We start from the raw sequence: 20,135 nt of genomic DNA on the forward strand, positions 1-20,135 counted from the left end.
CGCTAGCTACTTGTCGACTGTCTACTTGACGCGCAGGACCTCGACGCCGGGCAGTGGCTTGCCTTCCATCCATTCAAGAAATGCGCCACCGGCGGTCGAGACATAGGTGAAGTCACCGGCCACATGGGCCTGGTTGAGGGCCGCGACGGTGTCGCCGCCGCCCGCGATCGAGGTCAGCTTCTTGGCCTTGGTGCGCTCGGCGGCGTGCCTGGCGGCTGCCACGGTGCCGCGGTCGAACGGCTGGAGCTCGAAGGCTCCCAACGGGCCGTTCCAGACCAGGGTCGCCGCATCGTCGATCGCTGCCTGGACGCGCACGACCGATTGCGGGCCGACATCGAGGATCATGCCGTCGGCCGGGATCGCATCGAGGCCGTAGGCGTGGGACGGCGCGTTGGCCGCGAAATGGTAGGCCACGGTGGCGTCGACCGGCAGGATGATGGCGCAGTTGGCGGCTTCCGCCTTTTCCATGATGCGCAGCGCGGTCGGCGCGAGATCCTTCTCGGCCAGCGACTTGCCGATGCCGACGCCCTGGGCGTGCAGGAAGGTGTTGGCCATGCCGCCGCCGATCACGAGCGCGTCGACCTTGCTGACGAGGTTTTCGAGCAGGTCGATCTTGGTCGAGACCTTGGCGCCGCCGATGATCGCGATGACCGGCTTGGTCGGCGAGCCCAGCGCCTTCTCCAGCGCATCGAGCTCGGCCTGCATGGTGCGGCCGGCATAGGCGGGCAGCTTGTGGCCGAGGCCTTCGGTCGAGGCGTGGGCGCGGTGCGCGGCCGAGAAGGCGTCATTGACCCAGATGTCGCCGAGCTTGGCGAGTTCCGCGACGAAGGCGGGATCGTTCTTTTCCTCTTCCTTGTGGAAGCGGGTGTTTTCCAGACAGAGGATGTCGCCATCCGCGAGTGCCGCCACGGCCGTGGCCGCGGGCTCGCCGATGCAGTCGTCGGCAAACGCAACGGGCTTGTTCACGACCTTCGACAGCGCCTCGGCGACGGGCTTGAGCGACTCCTTGGCATCGCGTCCCTTCGGCCGGCCGAAATGCGCGAGCAGGATCACCTTGCCGCCCTTGTCGGCGAGCTCGGCGATGGTCGGTGCGACGCGCTCGAGCCGTGTTGCGTCGGTGACGCGCCCGTTCTCCATGGGCACGTTGAGGTCGACGCGCAGCAGCACGCGTTTGCCCTTCACGTCGACGTCGTCGAGGGTGCGGAATTTGTTTGCCATGGGATGGCCTCAACCATTTGGACTGTCATTCCGGGGCGCGCTTGGCGCGAACCCGGAATCTCGAGATTCCGGGTCTGGTCCTTCGGACCATCCCGGAATGACGAAATCGCTGCGGAGTTAGATCACCTTGCTCATCGCAACGGCGGTGTCGGCCATGCGGTTCGAGAAGCCCCACTCGTTGTCGTACCAGGACATCACGCGCACCAGCGTGCCGTTCTGCACCTTGGTCTGGTCCTCGTGGAAGGTCGAGGAGTGCGGATCGTGGTTGAAGTCGATCGAGACGTTCGGCGCGTTGGTGTAGCCGAGGATGCCCTTGAGCTGCTGCTCGGAGGCGCGCTTCATCGCCGCGTTGATTTCCTTCACGTCGGTGGCGCGCTTGGCAATGATCTTGAGGTCGACCACCGAGACGTTCGGGGTCGGCACGCGGATCGCAACGCCGTCGAGCTTGCCCTTCAGTTCCGGCAGCACGAGGCCGATCGCCTTGGCGGCGCCGGTCGAGGTCGGGATCATCGACATCGCCGCAGCACGGCCGCGGTAGAGATCCTTGTGCATGGTGTCGAGCGTCGGCTGGTCGCCGGTATAGGCGTGGATCGTGGTCATGAAGCCGGTCTCGATGCCGACGAGATCGTTCAGGACCTTGGCAACCGGCGCGAGGCAGTTGGTGGTGCAGGAACCGTTGGAGACGACCAGATGATCCTTGGTCAGGGTGTCGTGGTTGACGCCGTAGACGATGGTGGCGTCAGCGCCATCGGCGGGCGCGGAGACCAGCACGCGCCTGGCGCCGGCGGTCAGATGCGCGGAGGCCTTCTCCTTCGCGGTGAAGATGCCGGTGCATTCCATCGCGATGTCGACGCCGAGATCCTTCCAGGGCAGCTTCGAGGGATCGCGCTCGGCGGTCACCTTGATCTTGCCGTTGCCGAGGCTGATCGAGTCGCCGTCGACGGTGACGGTGCCGGGGAAACGGCCATGGACGCTGTCGAAACGGAGGAGATGGGCGTTGGTCTCGACCGGGCCGAGGTCGTTGATGCCGACCACCTCGATGTCCTTGCGGCCTGACTCGGCAATCGCCCGCAGGATGTTGCGGCCGATGCGGCCAAAACCGTTAATTCCGACGCGGACTGCCATGTTTCATCTCCTTATGACCGTTCAATGACGTGCTCGATAACGCCTAATCATCCCGCACAACGCGCTATACGCGCCTGCGAAGGTTTTTTAGGGGCGGACGCCCGGTTCGGCCGGGCGATGCTTGATCATATGAGAGACTACGTAGTCCTTTTTTTTGGCAAGCTCAACTCTCAGGAAACGCGTTTCAGCACGGCGTTAACCGCAGCCTCGGCGGTAATGCCGAAATGCTTGTAAAGGTCCTTCGCCGGCGCGCTCGCGCCGAAGGAATGCATGCCGACAAATTCGCCATCCTGGCCGATCACGGCATCCCAGCCCCAGCGCACGGCGGCCTCGATCGCGACCTTTACCGGCGCGTTGCCGATGATCTCGGCGCGCTTCGCCTCTGGTTGCGCTAACAACAGCTCGAGCGAGGGCACCGAGACCACCCGTGACGCGATGCCGCGCTCGGCGAGCTGCTTCTGGGCGGCGACCGCGATCTCGACCTCGGAGCCGGAAGCGAACAGCGTCGCCTTGGCTTCGCCCTGCGCCGGAACCAGCTCGTAGGCGCCGGCCGCGCAAGGATTGTCGTTCGGCGCGGTGGTGCGGAGCTGCGTCAGGTTCTGCCGCGTCAGCGCCAGCACGGTCGGGCCGTCGATGCGGTTGAGCGCGAGCTCCCAGCACTCGGCGACCTCGATGGAGTCGCAGGGACGGAACACGCGCATGTTGGGAATGGCGCGAAGCGCGGCGAGATGTTCGACCGGCTGATGGGTCGGGCCGTCCTCGCCAAGGCCGATGGAATCGTGCGTCATCACATAGACGACACCGGTGCCCATCAGCGCGGCAAGGCGCATCGCCGGACGCGCATAGTCGGTGAACACCAGGAAGGTCGCGCCGTTCGGCGCGAAGCCGCCATGCAGGAAGATGCCGTTCATCGCGGCGGCCATGCCGTGCTCGCGGATGCCGTAATGGATGAAGCGGCCCTTCGGCGTCTTGGCGGAGAAGGCGGTCGCCGATTTCGCCTTGTTGTTGTTGGAGCCGGTGAGGTCGGCCGAGCCTGCGAGGAACTCCATCGGCATCACACCGGCAATGACCTCGATCACGGCTTCCGAGGATTTGCGGGTGGCCGCAACCAGCGGCTTTTCCAGCAGTTCCTTCTTGTACGCGCGCACCGCCTTTGCGAGCGAGGCCGGACGCTCATGGCGCAGGCGGCGCTCGAACTCGGCGCGCTTGCGGCTGCCGAGCTCACCGAGCCGTCCTTCCCATTCCTGGCGGGCCACGGCGCCGCGGCTGCCGGCCGCGCGCCAGGCCTTCAGCACGTCGTCGGGCACCGAGAACGGCTCGAGCGAGATGCCGAGATTTTCCTTGGCGGCCTTGAGCTCCTCGGCGCCGAGCGCTTCGCCATGCACCTTCGACGTGCCGGCCTTGTGCGGCGCGCCGAAGCCGATGGTGGTGCGGCAGGCGATCAGCGTCGGCTTGTTCGACTTCTTCGCGCGGGTGATGGCGTCGGCGATCGCGACCTGATCGTGGCCGTCGATCTTCTCGGCGGCCCAGCCGGCGGACTTGAAGCGCTTCACCTGGTCGACGGAATCGGCGATCGAGGTCGGGCCGTCGATCGAGATGCCGTTGTCGTCGTAGAGGACGATCATCTTGTTGAGCTTCCAGTGCCCGGCCATCGCGATCGCTTCCTGCGACACGCCTTCCATCAGGTCGCCGTCGGAGGCGAGCACGAAGGTGTGGTGGTCGACGATCTTCTTGCCGAACTCGGCGGCGAGCATCTTCTCGGCGAGCGCCATGCCGACCGCGGTCGAGATGCCCTGGCCGAGCGGGCCGGTGGTGGTCTCGATGCCCTTGGTGTGGAAGTTCTCAGGGTGGCCAGGCGTCAGCCCGCCGAGCTGGCGGAACTGCTTGATCTGGTCCAGCGTCATCTCGGCATTGCCGGTGAGATACAGCAGCGAATAGAGCAGCATCGAGCCGTGGCCGGCCGAGAGCACGAAGCGGTCGCGGTCCGGCCAGGCGGGCGCGGCGGCGTCGAATTTCAGGAATTGCGTGAACAGCACCGTGGCGATGTCGGCGGCGCCCATCGGCAGGCCGGGATGACCCGATTTCGCCTTCTCGACAGCGTCCATCGAAAGGCCGCGGATCGCGTTGGCCATACGGGTGTGGTCGACCTGCGTATGGGCCATACGGGTGGCATCGAGCTGCATCATGATGAAAATCCGTCTGGAATGAGGTGCTTGATGGCCGTGTGCGCCGCGCTGGATCGAGCCTGGCGGTCACGGGAGGTTGGGGGCTGGATAGCATCTCGGTTCCGGGAGTCCAAGGCAATCAAACGCCGGTTTGGCCGCAAAAGTTGCTTACGGCATGATCCGGAAAAGCCGCAGCCGCGGGTCATGCAGATCCGGAACCAGCCGGCCGGCATGCCGAGGGCCGATCTAGCAGTGCATAGTTTCGCGGCGACGTTGCGATTTGCTAGCTTGCCACGTAAATTTCTGCTTCTAACCGCTTGCCGAACCGAGTCTTTTGCCGGGCGGCAAGCCCCGATGCAAAGGCCACCAAGGTCCGCCGCTGACCGCATGAACGATCGCGTTTCCAACAGTTCCGCCATGACCGAGTCCTCCGCCGTCGAGATCGAGATCGCGACACGCAGGCTCATGGCGGCGCTCGACGCACTCGAGAGCGCGGTCGAGCGGCGGCGCGATGCCGATCGCGACGAGAACGAGCTCGCCGCGCGAATCCAGGCACTCGGCGCGGATCGCTCGCGGCTTGCCGATGAGCTCGATGGTGCGCTGGTGAAGGCGCGCAAGCTGGAGCGCACCAATCGCGAGATCTCCGAACGGCTGGATTCCGCAATCGTCACGATACGCTCGGTGCTCGATACCGGAGAGGATGGATGAGCCACATCAACGTCACCATCAACGGCCGGCAATACCGCATGGCCTGCGAGGAGGGCCAGGAGGTGCGGCTGCTCAAGCTCGCCGAGAGCCTGGAGACGCGGATTCAGTCGCTGCGTGGAAAATTCGGCGAGATCGGTGATGCCAGGCTCACCGTGATGGCGGCGCTGACCGTCTGCGACGAGCTGGTCGATGCCGGCAACCGCGTCCGCACCATGGAGCAGGAATTGACCGAGTTGCGGGATTTCCGCAATGCCGCCGTCGAGCGCGCCAGGATGACGCAGAACGCGGTGGTGAATGCGTTGAACGCCGCCGCCGAGCGCATCGAGAAATCGACCCAGGTCCTGAACCGGACCGTCGGCAACGGGATCGCGATCGGCTGAGGCGTGATGGGTTTTGATCGGAGCCCGGGGTGCGGTTCACCTCTCCCGTAGGGAGAGGTCGGGTCGCATCGTAAGATGCGATCCGGGTGAGGGCTTATGGTCCCACCGAATACTGCGGCCCCTCACCCGGATTGCTTCGCAATCCGACCTCTCCCCGCTGGGGAGAGGTCGACACCGAGGCCGCGGGTTGGGCTGGTGATTCGTCAGTATCGTTGTTACATTGCGCAGGCGAGGCTGCGACGCGCGTCCGGAGCCATATATCCCCGGGGCCTTATCGATCCTTTAGGGAACTGTCCCTGGCCGGGCCCGTGGGCCCGGACATATGGTGCCCACCTACTTTCGTAGGGAACTCCGGGATCGAGTGCTTCAACGGCGTTCGCGGCTTCGCACTTTTGTTTGCTTGGTTTGTGCCTGTCGAAATTGCGTCCCCGACACGATCGCGGTTCAATCAAAGTCTCGGTGTCATGCCCCGGCTTGACCGGGGCATCCAGTACGCCGCGCTGTCGAGGCTCTTGCACTGGCGTCTCTGGAATACTGGATCGTCCACCCAAGTGCGCAAGGGCGCACAAGGCGGACGATGGCGGCGGAGCAAGACTTCGCCTTCGGGGGAAAGCGCGCATGTCCAACTCCAAAGCCGAACTCCGTGCCAAAGCCCTCGCCAAACGCGACGCGCTGAGCGAGAAGAAGCGCACCGCCGCGGCCACCAAGCTCGCCAAGCGCGGGCTGCCGTTCAAGCTGCTGCCGGGCAGCATCGTCTCCGGCTATTCGCCCATCCGCAGCGAGATCGATCCGATGCCGCTCTTGAGGAAGCTCGCCGAGGAGGGTGCAAGGCTCGCGCTGCCTTGTGTCACCGCGCGCGGCCAGTCGCTGGTCTTCCGCATCTTTCATCCGAGCGACCGGCTGATGCTCGGCCCGCTCGGCATTCCCGAGCCGTCGCCGGCCGCCGCCGAAGTCATCCCCGACATCATGCTGACGCCGCTCGCGGCCTTCGACCGCCTCGGCCACCGCATCGGTTATGGTGCGGGTCATTACGATTTCACCTTCGCTCACTTACGCAAGACCAAGCAAATCGTCGGCATCGGGCTTGCCTTTGCAGCGCAGGAGATCGAGGCGGTTCCGGCACTATCCCACGACGTCGCGCTGGATTATGTGCTAACGGAATCGGACGTGTTCGATTTCCGGAGTTCTGAAGTTGCGCATTCTCTTCGTGGGTGATGTCGTCGGCCGTAGCGGCCGCAACGCCATCGCCGAATATCTGCCCGGCATGGTCAAGGACTGGTCGCTCGATTTCGTCGTCGTCAACGGCGAAAATTCCGCCGGCGGCTTTGGCATCACGGAAGCGATCTATCAGGAGTTTCTCGATGCCGGCGCCGACGCGGTGACGCTCGGCAATCACTCCTGGGACCAGCGCGAGGCGCTGGTGTTCATCGAGCGCGCCGACCGCCTGGTGCGGCCCGCGAACTATCCGCGCGGCACGCCCGGCCGCGGCGCCGCGCTGGTCGAGACCAAGAATGGCAAGCATGCGCTCGTCGTCAATGCTTTGGGCCGCGTCTTCATGACCCCGTTCGACGATCCCTTCGCGGCGCTGGAGCGCGAGCTCGGCGCTTGTCCACTTGGTGTCGCCGCCGATGCCATCGTCGTCGACTTCCATTGCGAGGCCAGCAGCGAGAAGCAGGGCATCGGCTTCTTCTGCGACGGCCGCGCCAGCCTCGTCGTCGGCACCCACACCCATGTGCCGACCGCCGACCACCAGATCCTCACGGGCGGTACCGCCTACATGACGGATGCCGGCATGACCGGCGACTACGATTCCATCATCGGCATGCAGAAGGAAGAACCGCTGCGCCGGTTCACGTCGGGGATTCCGTCGGGACGTTTCGAGCCGGCGGCCGGCGTTGCGACGCTCAGCGGCGTTGCGATCGAGACTGACGATGCGACAGGCCTCGCACTGCGCATTGCGCCGGTGCGTGTGGGCGGCCGGCTGGAGCCGGCGACGCCGAGGTTCTGGTTGAGCTGAAGCACGTCGCCACACCCTCGCTGTCGTCCCGGCGAAGGCCGGGACCCATACCGCGTGATCTATCGATCGCGCGCGGCAGGAGTACCGAACGACGAATCTTCGCCAAATAGCTCCCTGTGGTTATGGGTCCCGGCCTTCGCCGGGACGACAGCGGTGATTGACGCGCGATCGCGCGTCAATCACGCCGTACGCTACTCCGCCGTCTGCTGCCTCAACTCCGCGACATCCTTCGCCGTCAGCTTCGAGCCCTTGGTGCCGAACCGCGCCGTGACGTAGTTCGCCACCGCCGCGATCTCGTCGTCCGTGTACGCGTTGCCGAACGCCGGCATCGACAGCGCGCCATCGGGCGTATGGCGCTTGGTGCCTGACAGCACGATCTGCGCGACGTTGGTGGCGGCGGGGTCGTTGACGGCCCAGGTGCCGGTGAGCGTTGCCATCGGCGACACCGGGCTTTCGCCGCTCCAGCCGTGGCAGCTGGCGCAGGCGCTGGCGAACACCTTCTTGCCGCGTGCATCGGCCGTCACGCCGTCGCGGTGCGAGGCGGGCGCGGCCGGCGCCGTGGTGGCGGGGAGGTCGGGCGAGGGCACCGGCGGCACGCTGCGCAAATACGCAACGATGCTGCTTATGTCTTCGGGGGCGAACTGGCTAAAGCTGTGGTCGACGGCTTCGCCCATCGGACCCGAGGCCGAGCCGTGGCCAGGTGCGTGGCCGAGCGACAGATACGAGATCAGATCCTCGTCGCGCCAATTGCCAAGGCCGGTGGTCTTGTCGGAGGAGATGTTGAAGGCACGCCAGCCGGCCGTGATGGCGCCGCCGAACTTCTTGCGGTTATCCAGCGCGAAGCCGAGATTGCGCGGCGTGTGGCACTCGCCGCAATGCGCCAGCGCCTCCGCAAGATACGCACCGCGATTCCATTCCGGGCTCTTCGACATATCGGGTGCAAAGCGCGTGTCCGGATTGAACACGGCCGACCAGAAGATCATCGCCCAACGCTGGTTGAACGGGAACGACAGCGTATTGTCCGGCGCCTTGGCGCGCACCGCCGGCAGGCTGAACAGATACGCCTTCACCGCCAGCACGTCCTCGTCGGTCATGAAGGTGTAGGAGGTGTACGGCATCGCCGGGTAGAGCCGCGCGCCGTCATTGCGCTTGCCGTGCTGGACCGCGTTCAGAAAATCCTGGTCGCTGTAATTGCCGATGCCGGTGTCCTTGTCCGGCGTGATGTTGGTCGAATAGAGCGTGCCGAACGGCAGCTTGAAGGCGAGCCCGCCGGAATAGTCCTTCTCGCCGGGCTTGGTGTGGCAGACCATGCAGTCGGCCGCCTTCGCCAGATACTCGCCGCGCTCGACCAGGCTCGCCTTCTCCAGCTTGGCCGGCACGCCGGTCGGCTTGCCGGTGCGGTAATCCGCCAGCGCCACTTTCGTGCCGCCGGCGAAGTCGAGCGGGCCGGGCCCGCGGATGATGAAGACGCCGAGCGCCACCGCGACGATGGCGATCACAATGATGCTCGCGAGGATGCGCATCTTGCCGCTCATGCCTTCCTCCCCGCAGCAAGCAGTTTCCGGTCGATCGGCAGGCGCCGCAGCGCCACGCCGGTTGCGGCGTAAATCGCGTTGCGCAGCGCCGGCGGTCCCGCCGTCGTGCCGGTTTCGCCAATTCCGCCGGGCGCCTCGCCGCTCCTGACGACGTGAACCTCGATCTTCGGCGTCTCGTTGATGCGCATCATGCGGTAGTCGTGGAAGTTCGACTGCTGCACCCGGCCCTTGTCGATGGTGATCTCGCCATAGAGCGCGGCGGTGAGGCCGAAGATCAGCCCGCCCTCGACCTGAGCCACGATCGTATCGGGATTGACGGCGATGCCGGTGTCCACCACCGAGGTCGCACGGCGTAGATTGATCTCGCCTTGCTCGTCGACCTCAGCTTCCACAACGGTTGCGATGAAACTCCCGAAAGACGGCTGCAAGCACACGCCGCGCCCGACGCGCGCGGGCAAGGGTTGACCCCAATTGGCTTTCTCTGCCGCAAGATTGAGGACGGACAGGAAGCGTGGTTGATTGGCCAGCATTCCACGGCGAAACTCGACCGGGTCCTTGCCCGCCTTGCGGGCCAGTTCGTCGATGAAGCATTCGACCGCAAACACGTTGTTGTTGGGTCCGACCCCGCGCCAGAACCCCGTTGGTATCGCCGGCGGTTCGGCCCGCACATATTCGACGTGGACATTCGGGATGTCGTAGGGCACGTCGGTGGCGCTGTCGATAGCGTCGATATCGATGCCCTTCTGGAAGGCTGGCGGCAGCCAGCGCGCGATGATCGCAGCGCCGGCAATCTTGTATTTCCAGCCGACGATCTTGCCGGCCGACAAGGTCGCTGCGATCGTATCGCGATAGACCGGTCGATAGATGTCGTGCTGAATGTCCTCCTCGCGGGTCCACACGACCTTGACCGGCCCGTCGACCTCTTTGGCGATGCGAACGGCCGCGACCACCATGTCAGGCTCGAGCTTGCGGCCGAAGCCGCCGCCCAGCAGGTGATTGTTCACGGTCACCTTCTCGACCGGGAGCCCGGCCGCCTTTGCCGCCTCCGACTGCACGCGCGCCATGATCTGCGTTCCGGTCCAGATTTCGCAGGAATCGGGCGTGCAATGCACCGTGGCGTTCAACGGCTCCATCGTTGCGTGGGCGAGAAACGGCAGCTCGAACGAAGCTTCGAGTTTTTCGCCGCTCGCGAGGCCCTTGGCGATGTCGCCGGTGGATTTGGCGACCGCGCCGTCCTTTGCGCTGGCGGCGCGCAAATCGTCCCAAATCGCTTTCGAATTGATCTTTGCGTTCGGTCCCTCGTTCCACTCGATGTCGAGCGCGTCCAGGCCTTTTTTCGCCGCCCACATGTGATCGCCGACGACGGCGACGAGATCGTCGAGCACGACGATCTTTCGCACACCCGGAATCTTCTTCGCGGCACGATCATCGACCTTGCCGACCTTGCCACCGAAAACCGGGCACTGCGCCAGCGTTGCGAACTTCATGTTCGGCACGATGGCGTCGATGCCGTAGACCGCCTTGCCGTTGACCTTCTCGGGCGTATCGAGCCGCTTGAACGGCTGGCCGATATAGACGAAATCCTTGGGGTCCTTGAGTGGGACGTCCTTGGGCGGCGTCTGGCCGCTCGCGGCAGCCGCAAGCGCGCCATAGGAGAGCGTCCGGCCGCTCGCCTTGTGGGTCACCTCACCCTTCGACGTCGTGCAACTGGCGGGATCGACGTTCCATTGCGCAGCTGCAGCCTGCACCAGCATGGCACGCGCGCTGGCGCCGGCTTCACGCAGCGGCTTCCAGAATGCTCGGACCGATGTGGAGCCACCGGTCGCCTGAATGATGAAAATCGGATTGCCGTAAAGCTTTTCGTTGGCCGGTGCGTGCAGCAGTTGGACTTTCGACCAATCCGCGTCGAGCTCTTCCGCCAGGATCATCGAGATCGCAGTGTAGATTCCCTGTCCCATCTCGACCTGCGGCATCACCAGCGTGGTCGCACCTTCAGGGTCGATGCGGATGAAGGCGTTGGGCGCGAACTTGCCGCCGGTCGCGTCAGGCGGCTGCACCGGCTCGTTGACGGCGGCGCGCAGCGGCAGGTGGAAGGCCAGCAGGAAACCGGTGGCAAGGCCGCCGGTCAGGAGCGTGCGGCGGGAGACGCTGTTGTGTGCATTCATGGCGGAGCTCACGACTGACGGCCGTTGGCGGCCTGCTTGATGGCCTCGCGGATGCGCACATAGGTGCCGCAGCGGCAGATGTTGCCGGCCATGGCGGCGTCGATGTCGGAATCATCAGGATTGGGCGTTGCCGCCAGCAGTGCCGCAGCCGACATGATCTGGCCGGACTGGCAGTAACCGCACTGGATCACTTCGGCATCGAGCCAGGCCTTCTGCACCTTCGCGCCCGCAGGCGTGCTGCCGACATGCTCGATGGTGGTGATGGTGCGGTTCTCGACCGCGCTCACCGGCAGCACGCAGGAACGCACCGCCTTGCCGTCGACATGCACCGTGCAGGCGCCGCATTGCGCGATGCCGCAGCCGAACTTGGTACCGGTCATTCCGAGGATGTCGCGCAGCACCCACAGCAAGGGCATTTCAGGTGGCGCATCGAACGATTTCGTTTCGCCGTTGATGGTGAGAGTTGTTGCCATATGCATCCCCTTGCTCGACGATCGCTTGCGGCGATCAGGTCGACGTATTTCGCGCGACCCTAATCATAACGACGCGAAACGATGAAGCGTCGAAATTCCTGGCAATGCATATTTGCGCGGACGAAGCGTCAGGCCATGACGTTCACGAATTTGTGCGGCGATCGCTGCAACGGTTTTGGGCTAATTGATATGATAAGCGTCATGTTTTGACGCATTTTCGTCGCGCGCGCCGTCAATCGCCGCAGATGATCGTGCGAATGCGCAAGATCATGCGATGACGAAATTCGTGCGATTGGGAAAAGTCGGACGACGGCGAGCACGGTGCGCGGGATCAATTGCAACGGCCAATGGCCGGATGGCCGACGTGCGCGATGATGACATCATGCTCCTGTCTTGCCCGACGGAGCAATGGTTCATCGGGCACCTAAGGTGCGATGAGTTGAAGTCGGATCGAGTTCGGCCGACGGCACAACTCTCTCCGTTCCCTCCCCCCTAGCGGGGGAGGGAACGCACCTTCGTCGGGGCGCTGGATGAAGCTCTTCACCAGGCGCGTAAGCCATTGATTCCACGCACCCCGGCTACTGTGCATGGGGTTGTTTTTCAGGTTTTTGATTCAGGAGCGCCAGAGCGACGTCACGCAAGGCGCGCCGCAACAGTCGTCAGCCGTGCCGGAAGCCCATCCTGAACGCGCCCCAGTGCTTGCCGCGGACCATGATCGGCGAGGACAGGTCCTTCATCAGCACGAACTGCCCGCCGCCCATGTCGCGGCGATAGGTCTGGAGCAGGAACGGCTTGGTGTTCGCAGCGACCTTCTTCACCGCGCGATCGGTGAACAGGCGGCGGTTGCGGCAATTGGCATTATTCCAGACCGGGTCCTTGCCCTGCGGCAGGCGGTAGTTCGGATTGTGGGTCGGCAGGTAGCCGCCCTTGGCCCAAGCGACGCAGAACACGATGCGGGGATCGGATTTCTGGATCGGGTCCTGGATGGCGGGCAGCGCGCGGTCGGTGAAGTCGACGTAGCTGGTGAGATACTGCTTTGGATCGGTGCCGGGAATTTCCCGGTACGTCTCGTCCATGAGCTGGTCGAGCGTGATCTCGCCGCGATCGATCGCGGCCTCGAATTCGGCCGAGATACGCTTGGCGGTCTCGACGACCGCACGGATCAGCGGCGCGTCCGACGTCTCCACGCCGCTGTCGGCGATCATCGCGATCAGGCCTTCGGAGGTGTCGAGCAGCTTGGCGACCCGCTCGTCGGCGTATTTGAGATCGCGCGAGGAGAGGTCGACGCCCTTGGCGAGCTCGTTGAGCTCGCTGATGACGGTGTCGCAATGGCCGAGATTGGAGGTCGCCGCGCGCGCGACGCTGTCGATCTCCGCTTCCACGGAGGCGAAACCCTGCTGGACGCGCGAGATGATGCTGGAGATCTGCTGGGCGCCTTCGCCGGCGGTCTTCGCGCGCTGGGAGGCGTCGCTGCTCTCGCCGATCAGGCCTTCGATCTGGCCGTCGAGATCGCGCACGGTGTCGGAGATCTGGTGCGTCGCCTGGCGGGTGGCTTCCGCGAGGTTCTTCACCTCGCTTGCGACCACCGCGAAGCCGCGGCCGGCATTGCCGGCCCGCGCGGCCTCGATGGTGGCGTTGAGAGCGAGCAGATTGGTCTGTTTCGCGATCGCCTCGATCGAGCCGGATACCTTGGCCACCTGCGCCAGCGCCGAGCCGACCGCGCTCAAGCGCGCCTCGATCCGCTCTACGGCCGCGACAAGCTCGGAGATGTGGCTGACGGCGGTATCGACCGCGCTGCGCGACTGCGCGATCTCGCCGACCGCAGCGGACGTCGTCGTTTGCACCGCCTGCGACGCATTGGCGATGTCGTGGTTGGCCGAGACCATCGTCTCGGCCGTCTCCTGGAGGTGATGGAACCGTTCCGACTGGTTGGCGACGCGGTTTGCGACTTCCTGGACGTTGCCGGCAATGTCGGCGAGCTCCACGCCGAGACCGCCGATGCGGTCGGCGAGCTGGTCGATCAGTCGTTCGGCGAGCGTCCGGTTGGATCCGGTGTCCAGTACTGCAAGTTGTGCGACGGACATGTCTTGAGAGTCCTCCAGTCAAAGCCGTACGCCGGCTCCCCGCGGCATTCCCAGTCCAGTTTCGACCTTAGAGGATGATTCGCGCCCGGCGTCTTGCCTGAGCGTGCACTACAGCTTGTAAGCGGTGCGGAATCCGCCCCAGTGCCGGCCCTGCACGCGGATCGGGACGTCGATTTCGCGCATCATCACCGTGTTCCCGTTGCCCATGTCGCGCGCATAGCTCTGGACCAGGTACGAGCGCAGGTTGCGGGCGGCCGCCAACCCCGCCGGATCGTTGAAAATGCGCCGGTTGCGGCTGTTGGCCGTGTTCCAGGCGGCGTCGCCCGGCCGCTGCGGATGCGAAAAGATCTTGTTGTGCACCGGCAGGAAGCCGTTGCGGTCGACCATGGCGCAAAACGCCATGCGCGGTTCCTTGGCGAGAAACGCTTCCTGGAACGGCGGCAGCGCGCGGTCGGCCCAGTCCAGATATCTGGTGCGGTATTGCTGCGGATTGGTGCCCGCAATCTCCACATAGTCGGTGTCGAACAGGTCGTCGATCCCAACTTCGCCGCGTGCAACCGCCTGCTCGAAGATCGCGGTCAGCGCGTTGCCCGCTTCCATGGCGCGGGTGACGAACTCCGTGTTCTCCTCGTGGATCGCCCACAGCCGGTCTTCGATCTTCTCGCGGAGCTCGGCATTGGGACCAACGAAGTGCGCGCGGGCTCCGGCCTTGGATTGCTCGACGATGCGCAGGCGGCAGGCGCCGACCTGTTCGAGGCTGCCTTCGATCATCGCTTGCGGTGCAAGCCGGCCCGCGTCCGCACCGCCGATCAGCACGCCGTCCATCGCGATCTCGTAGACCGGCATCACGGCGCGCGCGCTCTCGAATTTGAGATGGCAGGGCAGGCGCTCGGTCTTGCGGCGGTCGTCGTGCTCGCTCTGGCGCAACAGCACCGCGCAGCGCGATTTCAGCTTCTGTGCGAAGGTGGTGACCGCCTTGCCGGCGCTGGCGACGTTCTCGCCATGGGTCTCGGCCGCCTTGGTTGCGGCATCGATCTCGGCCGCGCTCTGGCCGACCGAGACGATGAACTCCGACGCGCTGGCAGCATTGCCGGAGACTTCGCTCGTGGTGGCGTTCTGCTCGGCGACCGCGCCATTGACGGTCTCGAAGACCGGGCGGATCGCCTCGATCGCCTGCGAAATGCGGTGCACGGCATCGGCTGAGCCGGCGGCGTCGCGCTGGAGCGCGTCGATCTTCTTGGTGATCTCTTCCGTCGCGCCCTGGGTCTGCACCGCGAGTGCCTTGACCTCGGTGGCGACGACCGCAAAACCCTTGCCCGCAGCGCCGGCGCGCGCGGCCTCGATGGTCGAGTTGAGCGCGAGCAGCGTCGTCTGCCGCGCGATCTGCGCGATCAGATTGACGACGTTGCCGATGGCGGCCGAGGATTCCCGCAAGCGGTCGACATTGGCGCGGGCTTCCTGCGCCGCGGCACTGGCCTCGTCGGCGAGCTTGCCGGCCTCGCGAACCTGCGCCCCGATGCCTTGGGCGGACTGGGTGAACTTGTCGGCGGCATGGGCGAAGGTGGATGCGGTCGACTGCGCGGCGTTGGTGCGGCCGGTCAGGGCGTCGGTGCGGTCGCGAATGGCCGCAAGTGTCACGGCGGTCGCTTCGGCGCCGCCGGCCACCGAATTGGCGGCGCGCTCGAGCTGGCGAATCATCGCGCCCAGCTCGAGTTCCAGCAGTTCCAGGATTTCCCTGGCAGAATCGCCCTCAGCGGCCGGGCCGGGCTCGGAATGGGCCGGCGGCTGCGCAGGCTGCGGGGCGGCCGCAGGCGCAGCCATGTCCGGCAGACGCTTCCGAAATAGTCCGAACGCCATCAGGTCTCTCTTGTCGGGGGACGATCGGACGTTATTTTCGCAGTCCGGAATGAAGTCAGGGTTAACGATGCCTGACATCTAGGCGCGAGGCATTACTGTGTTACCTTAAAGTCGCAGAGCCTCTTTGATTTCGGTGGGTTGGCGGCCTATAAGGCCGCGCTTCCCACGCTCACCTAGGCGCACGATTCCTTTACGAGACCACGCATGGCCGGACATTCCCAATTCAAGAACATCATGCACCGCAAGGGGCGGCAGGATGCCCAGAAGTCGAAGCTGTTCGGCAAGCTGGCGCGGGAAATCACCGTCGCCGCCAAGCTGGGGACGCCCGACCCCGCCATGAACCCGCGCCTGCGCGCCGCCGTGATCGCCGCGCGCCAGGAGAACATGCCGAAGGACAATATCGAGCGCGCGATCAAGAAGGCGCTCGGCAGCGACGGCGAGAACTATGACGAGATCCGCTACGAGGGCTATGGCCCCGGCGGCGTCGCCGTCATCGTCGAGGCGCTGACCGACAACCGCAACCGCGCCGCTTCCGACATCCGCTCCTTCTTCACCAAGTCCGGCGGCAACCTCGGCGAAACCGGCTCGGTCTCCTTCATGTTCGACCGCACCGGCATCATCGAATACGACCGCAGCGTCGCCTCCGACGACGCCGTGCTCGATGCCGCGATCGAGGCCGGCGCCGACGACGTGATCTCGGGCGAAGGCGGCCACGAGATCTACGCCTCGACCGAAGGCTATCGCGACGTCGCCAAGGCGCTGGAAGCCAAGTTCGGCGAACCGCGCAAGGCCGCGCTGATCTGGAAGCCGCAGAACACGGTCGCCGTGGACGACGAGACCGGCGAGAAGCTGCTCAAGCTGATGGACCTGCTCAACGAGCACGACGACGTCCAGCACGTCTACGCCAATTTCGAGGTGTCGGACGCGCTGATGGCGAAGATGGGCGGGTAGGGCCGCTCGGACGGTGCGCTCCCTCGCCCCGCTCTTGCGGGGAGAGGGTTGGGGTGAGGGGCTGCTTCTGCGCGGACGGTGATAGATGGACTCGCGGAGAGTCCCCCTCACCCGGAATCCGCGCTTCGCGCGCATTCCGGCCTCTCCCCGCAAGCGGGGAGAGGCGAAGGGCGACCCCACTTCCCCTGTTACTTTCGTTCTGTTTCTGTTTCGCTCCAAGCAGCCAGCCGCTATCACTGGCCCATGACTGCGCTCCCGATTCGTGGCCCCGTTCGCATCATCGGCATCGACCCCGGCCTGCGCCGTACCGGCTGGGGCGTGATCGAGGCCGAGGGCAACCGCCTGATCTATGTCGCCTGCGGCTCGGTGGAACCGCCGGACGACCTGCCGCTGTCCAGCCGCCTGCTCGCGATCCATGAAGGGCTCGCGGCGGTCCTGTCAGATCACAAGCCGATGGAAGCCGCGGTCGAGCAGACCTTTGTCAACAAGGACGGCGTTGCCACCCTGAAGCTCGGCCAGGCCCGCGGCGTCGCCATGCTGGCGCCCGCAATGTTCGGCATCAGCGTCGCCGAATACGCGCCGAACCAGGTGAAGAAGACCGTGGTCGGCGCCGGCCATGCCGACAAGCAACAGATCGCGATGATGCTGAAGATATTGCTGCCGAAAGCCGAGCCGCCGTCAGCCGACGCCGCCGACGCGCTCGCCATTGCCATCACCCACGCCCATCACCGCCAGAGCACGGCGCTCAGGCTGAAGGTGGCGGGGTTATGATCGGCAAGCTCAAGGGCCTGATCGATTCCTACGGCGAGGATTTTGTCATCCTCGACGTCGGCGGCGTCGGCTATCAGGTGCATTGCTCGACGCGTACACTGCAGCATCTGCCCTCGCAGGGCGAGGCCGCCGTGCTGTCGATCGAGACCTATGTCCGCGAGGACCAGATCAAGCTGTTCGGCTTTCGCACCGACCAGGAGCGCGAATGGTTTCGCCTGCTCCAGACCGTGCAGGGCGTCGGCGCCAAGGTCGCGCTCGCCGTGCTCGGCACGCTGGCGCCGTCCGACCTCGCCAACGCGATTGCGCTGCGCGACAAGGCGGCGGTGTCACGCACGCCGGGCGTCGGCCCCAAGGTCGCCGAGCGCATCGTCACCGAGTTGAAGGACAAGGCGCCGGCGTTCGCCAATGTCGATCCCGCCGTGGTGCATCTCGCCGGCGCCGTCGACGACCAGCGCGCGCCGCGCCCGGTGGCGGATGCGATCTCCGCGCTGGTCAATCTCGGCTATGGCCAGCCGCAGGCCGCCGCCGCGATTGCGTCGGCCTCGCGTAGCGCCGGTGAAGGTGCCGAAACGGCGCAGCTCATTCGCCTCGGCCTGAAGGAACTCGCGAAGTGAGCGATCCCAAGGCCAACCGCATGGTCTCGCCGGAGCGCCGCAGCGACGATGTCGGCGACACCGCGCTGCGCCCGCAATCGCTGTCCGACTTCGTCGGCCAGCAGCAGGCCCGCAAGAACCTCTCGATCTTCATCGAGGCCGCGCGCAAGCGCGGCGAGGCGCTGGATCACGTGCTGTTCGTCGGGCCCCCCGGCCTCGGCAAGACCACGCTGGCGCAGATCGTGGCCAAGGAGCTCGGCGTCGGCTTTCGCGCCACGTCGGGTCCCGTGATTGCCAAGGCCGGCGATCTCGCCGCGCTCCTCACCAATCTCGAAGAGCGCGACGTGCTCTTCATCGACGAGATCCATCGCCTGAGCCCGGCGGTGGAGGAAGTGCTCTATCCCGCGATGGAGGATTTTCAGCTCGACCTCATCATCGGCGAGGGCCCGGCGGCGCGCTCGGTGAAGATCGAGCTGTCGAAATTCACCCTCGTCGGCGCCACGACGCGTGCGGGCCTGCTCACCAATCCCTTGCGCGACCGCTTCGGCATTCCGGTCCGGCTCAATTTCTACACCATCGAGGAGCTCGAAAGCATCGTCAGCCGCGGCGCGCGCGTGCTGAACGTCGGCATGAGCGCGGATGGCGCCAACGAGATCGCGCGCCGCGCCCGCGGCACGCCGCGTATCGCCGGGCGCCTGCTCCGGCGCGTGCGCGATTTCGCTTCGGCCGCGGATGCCGACACGATCGATCGCAAGATCGCCGATCACGCACTCAGTGCGCTCGAGGTCGACGCCGCGGGCCTGGATGCCATGGACCGCCGCTATCTCACGACCATCGCGATGAACTATGGCGGCGGTCCCGTCGGTGTCGAGACGATGGCCGCAGCGCTCTCCGAGCCGCGCGATGCGATCGAGGACATCATCGAGCCCTATCTGATCCAGTGCGGCTATCTCCAGCGCACCCCGCGCGGCCGGCTGCTCACCTCGCACGCCTTCCGCCATCTTGGCCTCGCCGAACCCAATCGCGATGCGGCACAGTTCGGCCTGTTCGGCACCGACGAAAGCGACGACTGATCGCCGCAGTCGATGAACCCGCAGGTTCCATCCCGCCACTAATCCGAACGCGCGGCGAACAGGATCGCCGCACACGGACTGGAGTGGGAAGGAATGGCGCCGACGGACGACACGAGGCTGCTTAAGACCATCGCAGCCGCGCCGCAGCTGCGCACGCCCGACGAGACCGAGGCGCTGCTGGATTCGATGCCGCTTGGCGAGCTGGCGTCGATGTGGTGCGCGCTTCAGCGCGTCAGCCGTCGCGACCAGGTCGGCAGCATCTGGGCCATCAAGATCTATTTCGACCATCTGCCGCATCGCAGGCCGCAAGCCGCCCTCGATCTCGTGCTCGATGTTCTCAAGACCGAGGCCGACAAGCCGACGGTGATGCAGCTCAACGACAAGTTCCTGCTGGCGCTATTCTATGCGCATGGCACTGAGGTGATGGCGCGCGTCGAGCAGGAAACCGCGCACAATGACCGGCTGCGCTGGCTGCTGGGCGGCGTGCATGTCGGTCCCGACGATCCCTTGATGTCGCGCATTGCAGGCCTCGCCGATCGCGAGGCGTGGCATGCCGACCATCTGGCGCAGCGCACGCCGCGCGCGCCGCTCGATTGCGCCAACATGTCGGTCGCGGAGCTCGCGCGCGCCTGGGTCGAGCAATATTCCAGATCCGAGCGCGACCAGGACGACAATCTGTTCGCGATCATGGATTTCGAGCGCGACCTGCGCGAGGACGATCCCGACAGGATGATCGACCTGATCCTGGAGATCCTCAAGATCGAGTCCAACCCGGTGCTGCTGTCGCTGCTGGCCGCCGGTCCCCTCGAAGACGTGATCAGCGTCGGGACGATCGATCGCATCGAGCGCGAGGCGCGCGCCGACGCACGTTTTCGCGATCTGCTCGGCGGTGTCTGGTACTACCGCGCGCCCGACGAATTGAAGGCGCGGCTGGATGCGCTGGTCGGCGAGAGCCGATGGTAGCCTTTGTGCAGACGGTCTGCACGAGCGTACCCCAATTCCGCTTCAATCGGACCGCAT

At 65.4% G+C, this 20,135-nt stretch carries 17 protein-coding genes and 1 other RNA gene; 10 read left to right on the top strand and 8 right to left on the bottom strand.

The features are described from left to right. Positions 1-21 precede the first annotated feature (21 nt). The 3 genes from BM118_RS17615 to tkt all read right to left on the bottom strand — a co-directional run bounded on the left by BM118_RS17615 (position 22) and on the right by tkt (position 4,529). Positions 22-1,218: a phosphoglycerate kinase gene (locus tag BM118_RS17615; protein ID WP_092186766.1), complete on the bottom strand. Its 1,197-nt coding sequence runs from the start codon at positions 1,216-1,218 to the stop codon at positions 22-24. Between the two features lie 117 nt (positions 1,219-1,335). Next, complete coding sequence (gene gap, locus BM118_RS17620) at positions 1,336-2,343, bottom strand: type I glyceraldehyde-3-phosphate dehydrogenase (RefSeq protein ID WP_092186767.1); 1,008 nt, start codon at positions 2,341-2,343, stop codon at positions 1,336-1,338. Between the two features lie 170 nt (positions 2,344-2,513). After that, entirely contained in the window at positions 2,514-4,529 is a 2,016-nt protein-coding gene (gene tkt / locus BM118_RS17625; RefSeq protein ID WP_092186768.1) for a transketolase, read from the bottom strand. 366 nt (positions 4,530-4,895) lie between these two features. Between tkt and BM118_RS17630 the strand changes: the two genes are divergently transcribed. From BM118_RS17630 to BM118_RS17650, 5 genes are all read left to right on the top strand, one after another. Continuing rightward, positions 4,896-5,216: a DUF4164 domain-containing protein gene (locus BM118_RS17630; RefSeq protein ID WP_177234402.1), complete on the top strand. Its 321-nt coding sequence runs from the start codon at positions 4,896-4,898 to the stop codon at positions 5,214-5,216. After that, positions 5,213-5,596, top strand: coding sequence for a cell division protein ZapA (locus BM118_RS17635; RefSeq protein ID WP_092186769.1), 384 nt, complete (start codon positions 5,213-5,215; stop codon positions 5,594-5,596). The genes BM118_RS17630 and BM118_RS17635 overlap by 4 nt, the downstream gene beginning before the upstream one ends. Before the next feature lie 228 nt (positions 5,597-5,824). Continuing rightward, positions 5,825-5,985: non-coding RNA, 6S RNA (ssrS, locus tag BM118_RS17640), on the top strand. A 229-nt stretch (positions 5,986-6,214) separates the two neighbouring features. Next, entirely contained in the window at positions 6,215-6,811 is a 597-nt protein-coding gene (locus BM118_RS17645; protein WP_027544174.1) for a 5-formyltetrahydrofolate cyclo-ligase, read from the top strand. Then, positions 6,789-7,613: a TIGR00282 family metallophosphoesterase gene (locus BM118_RS17650; RefSeq protein ID WP_177234403.1), complete on the top strand. Its 825-nt coding sequence runs from the start codon at positions 6,789-6,791 to the stop codon at positions 7,611-7,613. Before BM118_RS17645 ends, BM118_RS17650 begins: the two co-directional genes overlap by 23 nt. Before the next feature lie 191 nt (positions 7,614-7,804). Here BM118_RS17650 and BM118_RS17655 read toward each other — a convergent pair whose 3' ends face one another. The 5 genes from BM118_RS17655 to BM118_RS17675 all read right to left on the bottom strand — a co-directional run bounded on the left by BM118_RS17655 (position 7,805) and on the right by BM118_RS17675 (position 15,727). Beyond that, positions 7,805-9,148 (bottom strand): c-type cytochrome, encoded by a 1,344-nt coding sequence (locus tag BM118_RS17655; RefSeq protein ID WP_092186771.1) that lies wholly within the window; start codon positions 9,146-9,148, stop codon positions 7,805-7,807. Beyond that, positions 9,145-11,313: a xanthine dehydrogenase family protein molybdopterin-binding subunit gene (locus BM118_RS17660; protein ID WP_177234404.1), complete on the bottom strand. Its 2,169-nt coding sequence runs from the start codon at positions 11,311-11,313 to the stop codon at positions 9,145-9,147. The genes BM118_RS17655 and BM118_RS17660 overlap by 4 nt, the downstream gene beginning before the upstream one ends. An 8-nt stretch (positions 11,314-11,321) precedes the next feature. Beyond that, positions 11,322-11,786: a (2Fe-2S)-binding protein gene (locus tag BM118_RS17665; protein WP_177234405.1), complete on the bottom strand. Its 465-nt coding sequence runs from the start codon at positions 11,784-11,786 to the stop codon at positions 11,322-11,324. A gap of 659 nt (positions 11,787-12,445) precedes the next feature. Continuing rightward, positions 12,446-13,870 (bottom strand): methyl-accepting chemotaxis protein, encoded by a 1,425-nt coding sequence (locus BM118_RS17670; protein WP_092186774.1) that lies wholly within the window; start codon positions 13,868-13,870, stop codon positions 12,446-12,448. Between the two features lie 108 nt (positions 13,871-13,978). Continuing rightward, positions 13,979-15,727, bottom strand: coding sequence for a methyl-accepting chemotaxis protein (locus BM118_RS17675; RefSeq protein WP_092186775.1), 1,749 nt, complete (start codon positions 15,725-15,727; stop codon positions 13,979-13,981). Between the two features lie 204 nt (positions 15,728-15,931). Here BM118_RS17675 and BM118_RS17680 point away from each other — a divergent pair, with 204 nt between their 5' ends. The 5 genes from BM118_RS17680 (at position 15,932) to BM118_RS17700 (ending at position 20,078) form a co-directional block, all read left to right on the top strand. Next, positions 15,932-16,678, top strand: a complete 747-nt coding sequence (locus tag BM118_RS17680) for a YebC/PmpR family DNA-binding transcriptional regulator (RefSeq protein WP_092186776.1) — start codon at positions 15,932-15,934, stop codon at positions 16,676-16,678. Positions 16,679-16,921: 243 nt separating this feature from the next. Continuing rightward, positions 16,922-17,449 (top strand): crossover junction endodeoxyribonuclease RuvC, encoded by a 528-nt coding sequence (gene ruvC / locus BM118_RS17685; RefSeq protein WP_092186777.1) that lies wholly within the window; start codon positions 16,922-16,924, stop codon positions 17,447-17,449. Further along, positions 17,446-18,063, top strand: coding sequence for a Holliday junction branch migration protein RuvA (ruvA, locus tag BM118_RS17690; protein ID WP_092186778.1), 618 nt, complete (start codon positions 17,446-17,448; stop codon positions 18,061-18,063). The genes ruvC and ruvA overlap by 4 nt, the downstream gene beginning before the upstream one ends. A gap of 20 nt (positions 18,064-18,083) precedes the next feature. After that, a complete protein-coding gene (ruvB, locus tag BM118_RS17695) occupies positions 18,084-19,115 on the top strand; it encodes a Holliday junction branch migration DNA helicase RuvB (protein WP_171463833.1) in 1,032 nt (343 codons plus the stop codon). Between the two features lie 93 nt (positions 19,116-19,208). Further along, positions 19,209-20,078, top strand: coding sequence for a DUF6869 domain-containing protein (locus BM118_RS17700; RefSeq protein WP_092186779.1), 870 nt, complete (start codon positions 19,209-19,211; stop codon positions 20,076-20,078). The last annotated feature ends 57 nt before the right edge of the window (positions 20,079-20,135 follow it).

Origin of the sequence: Bradyrhizobium sp. cf659 (genome assembly GCF_900113725.1) — a bacterium.
Classification (GTDB): domain Bacteria; phylum Pseudomonadota; class Alphaproteobacteria; order Rhizobiales; family Xanthobacteraceae; genus Bradyrhizobium.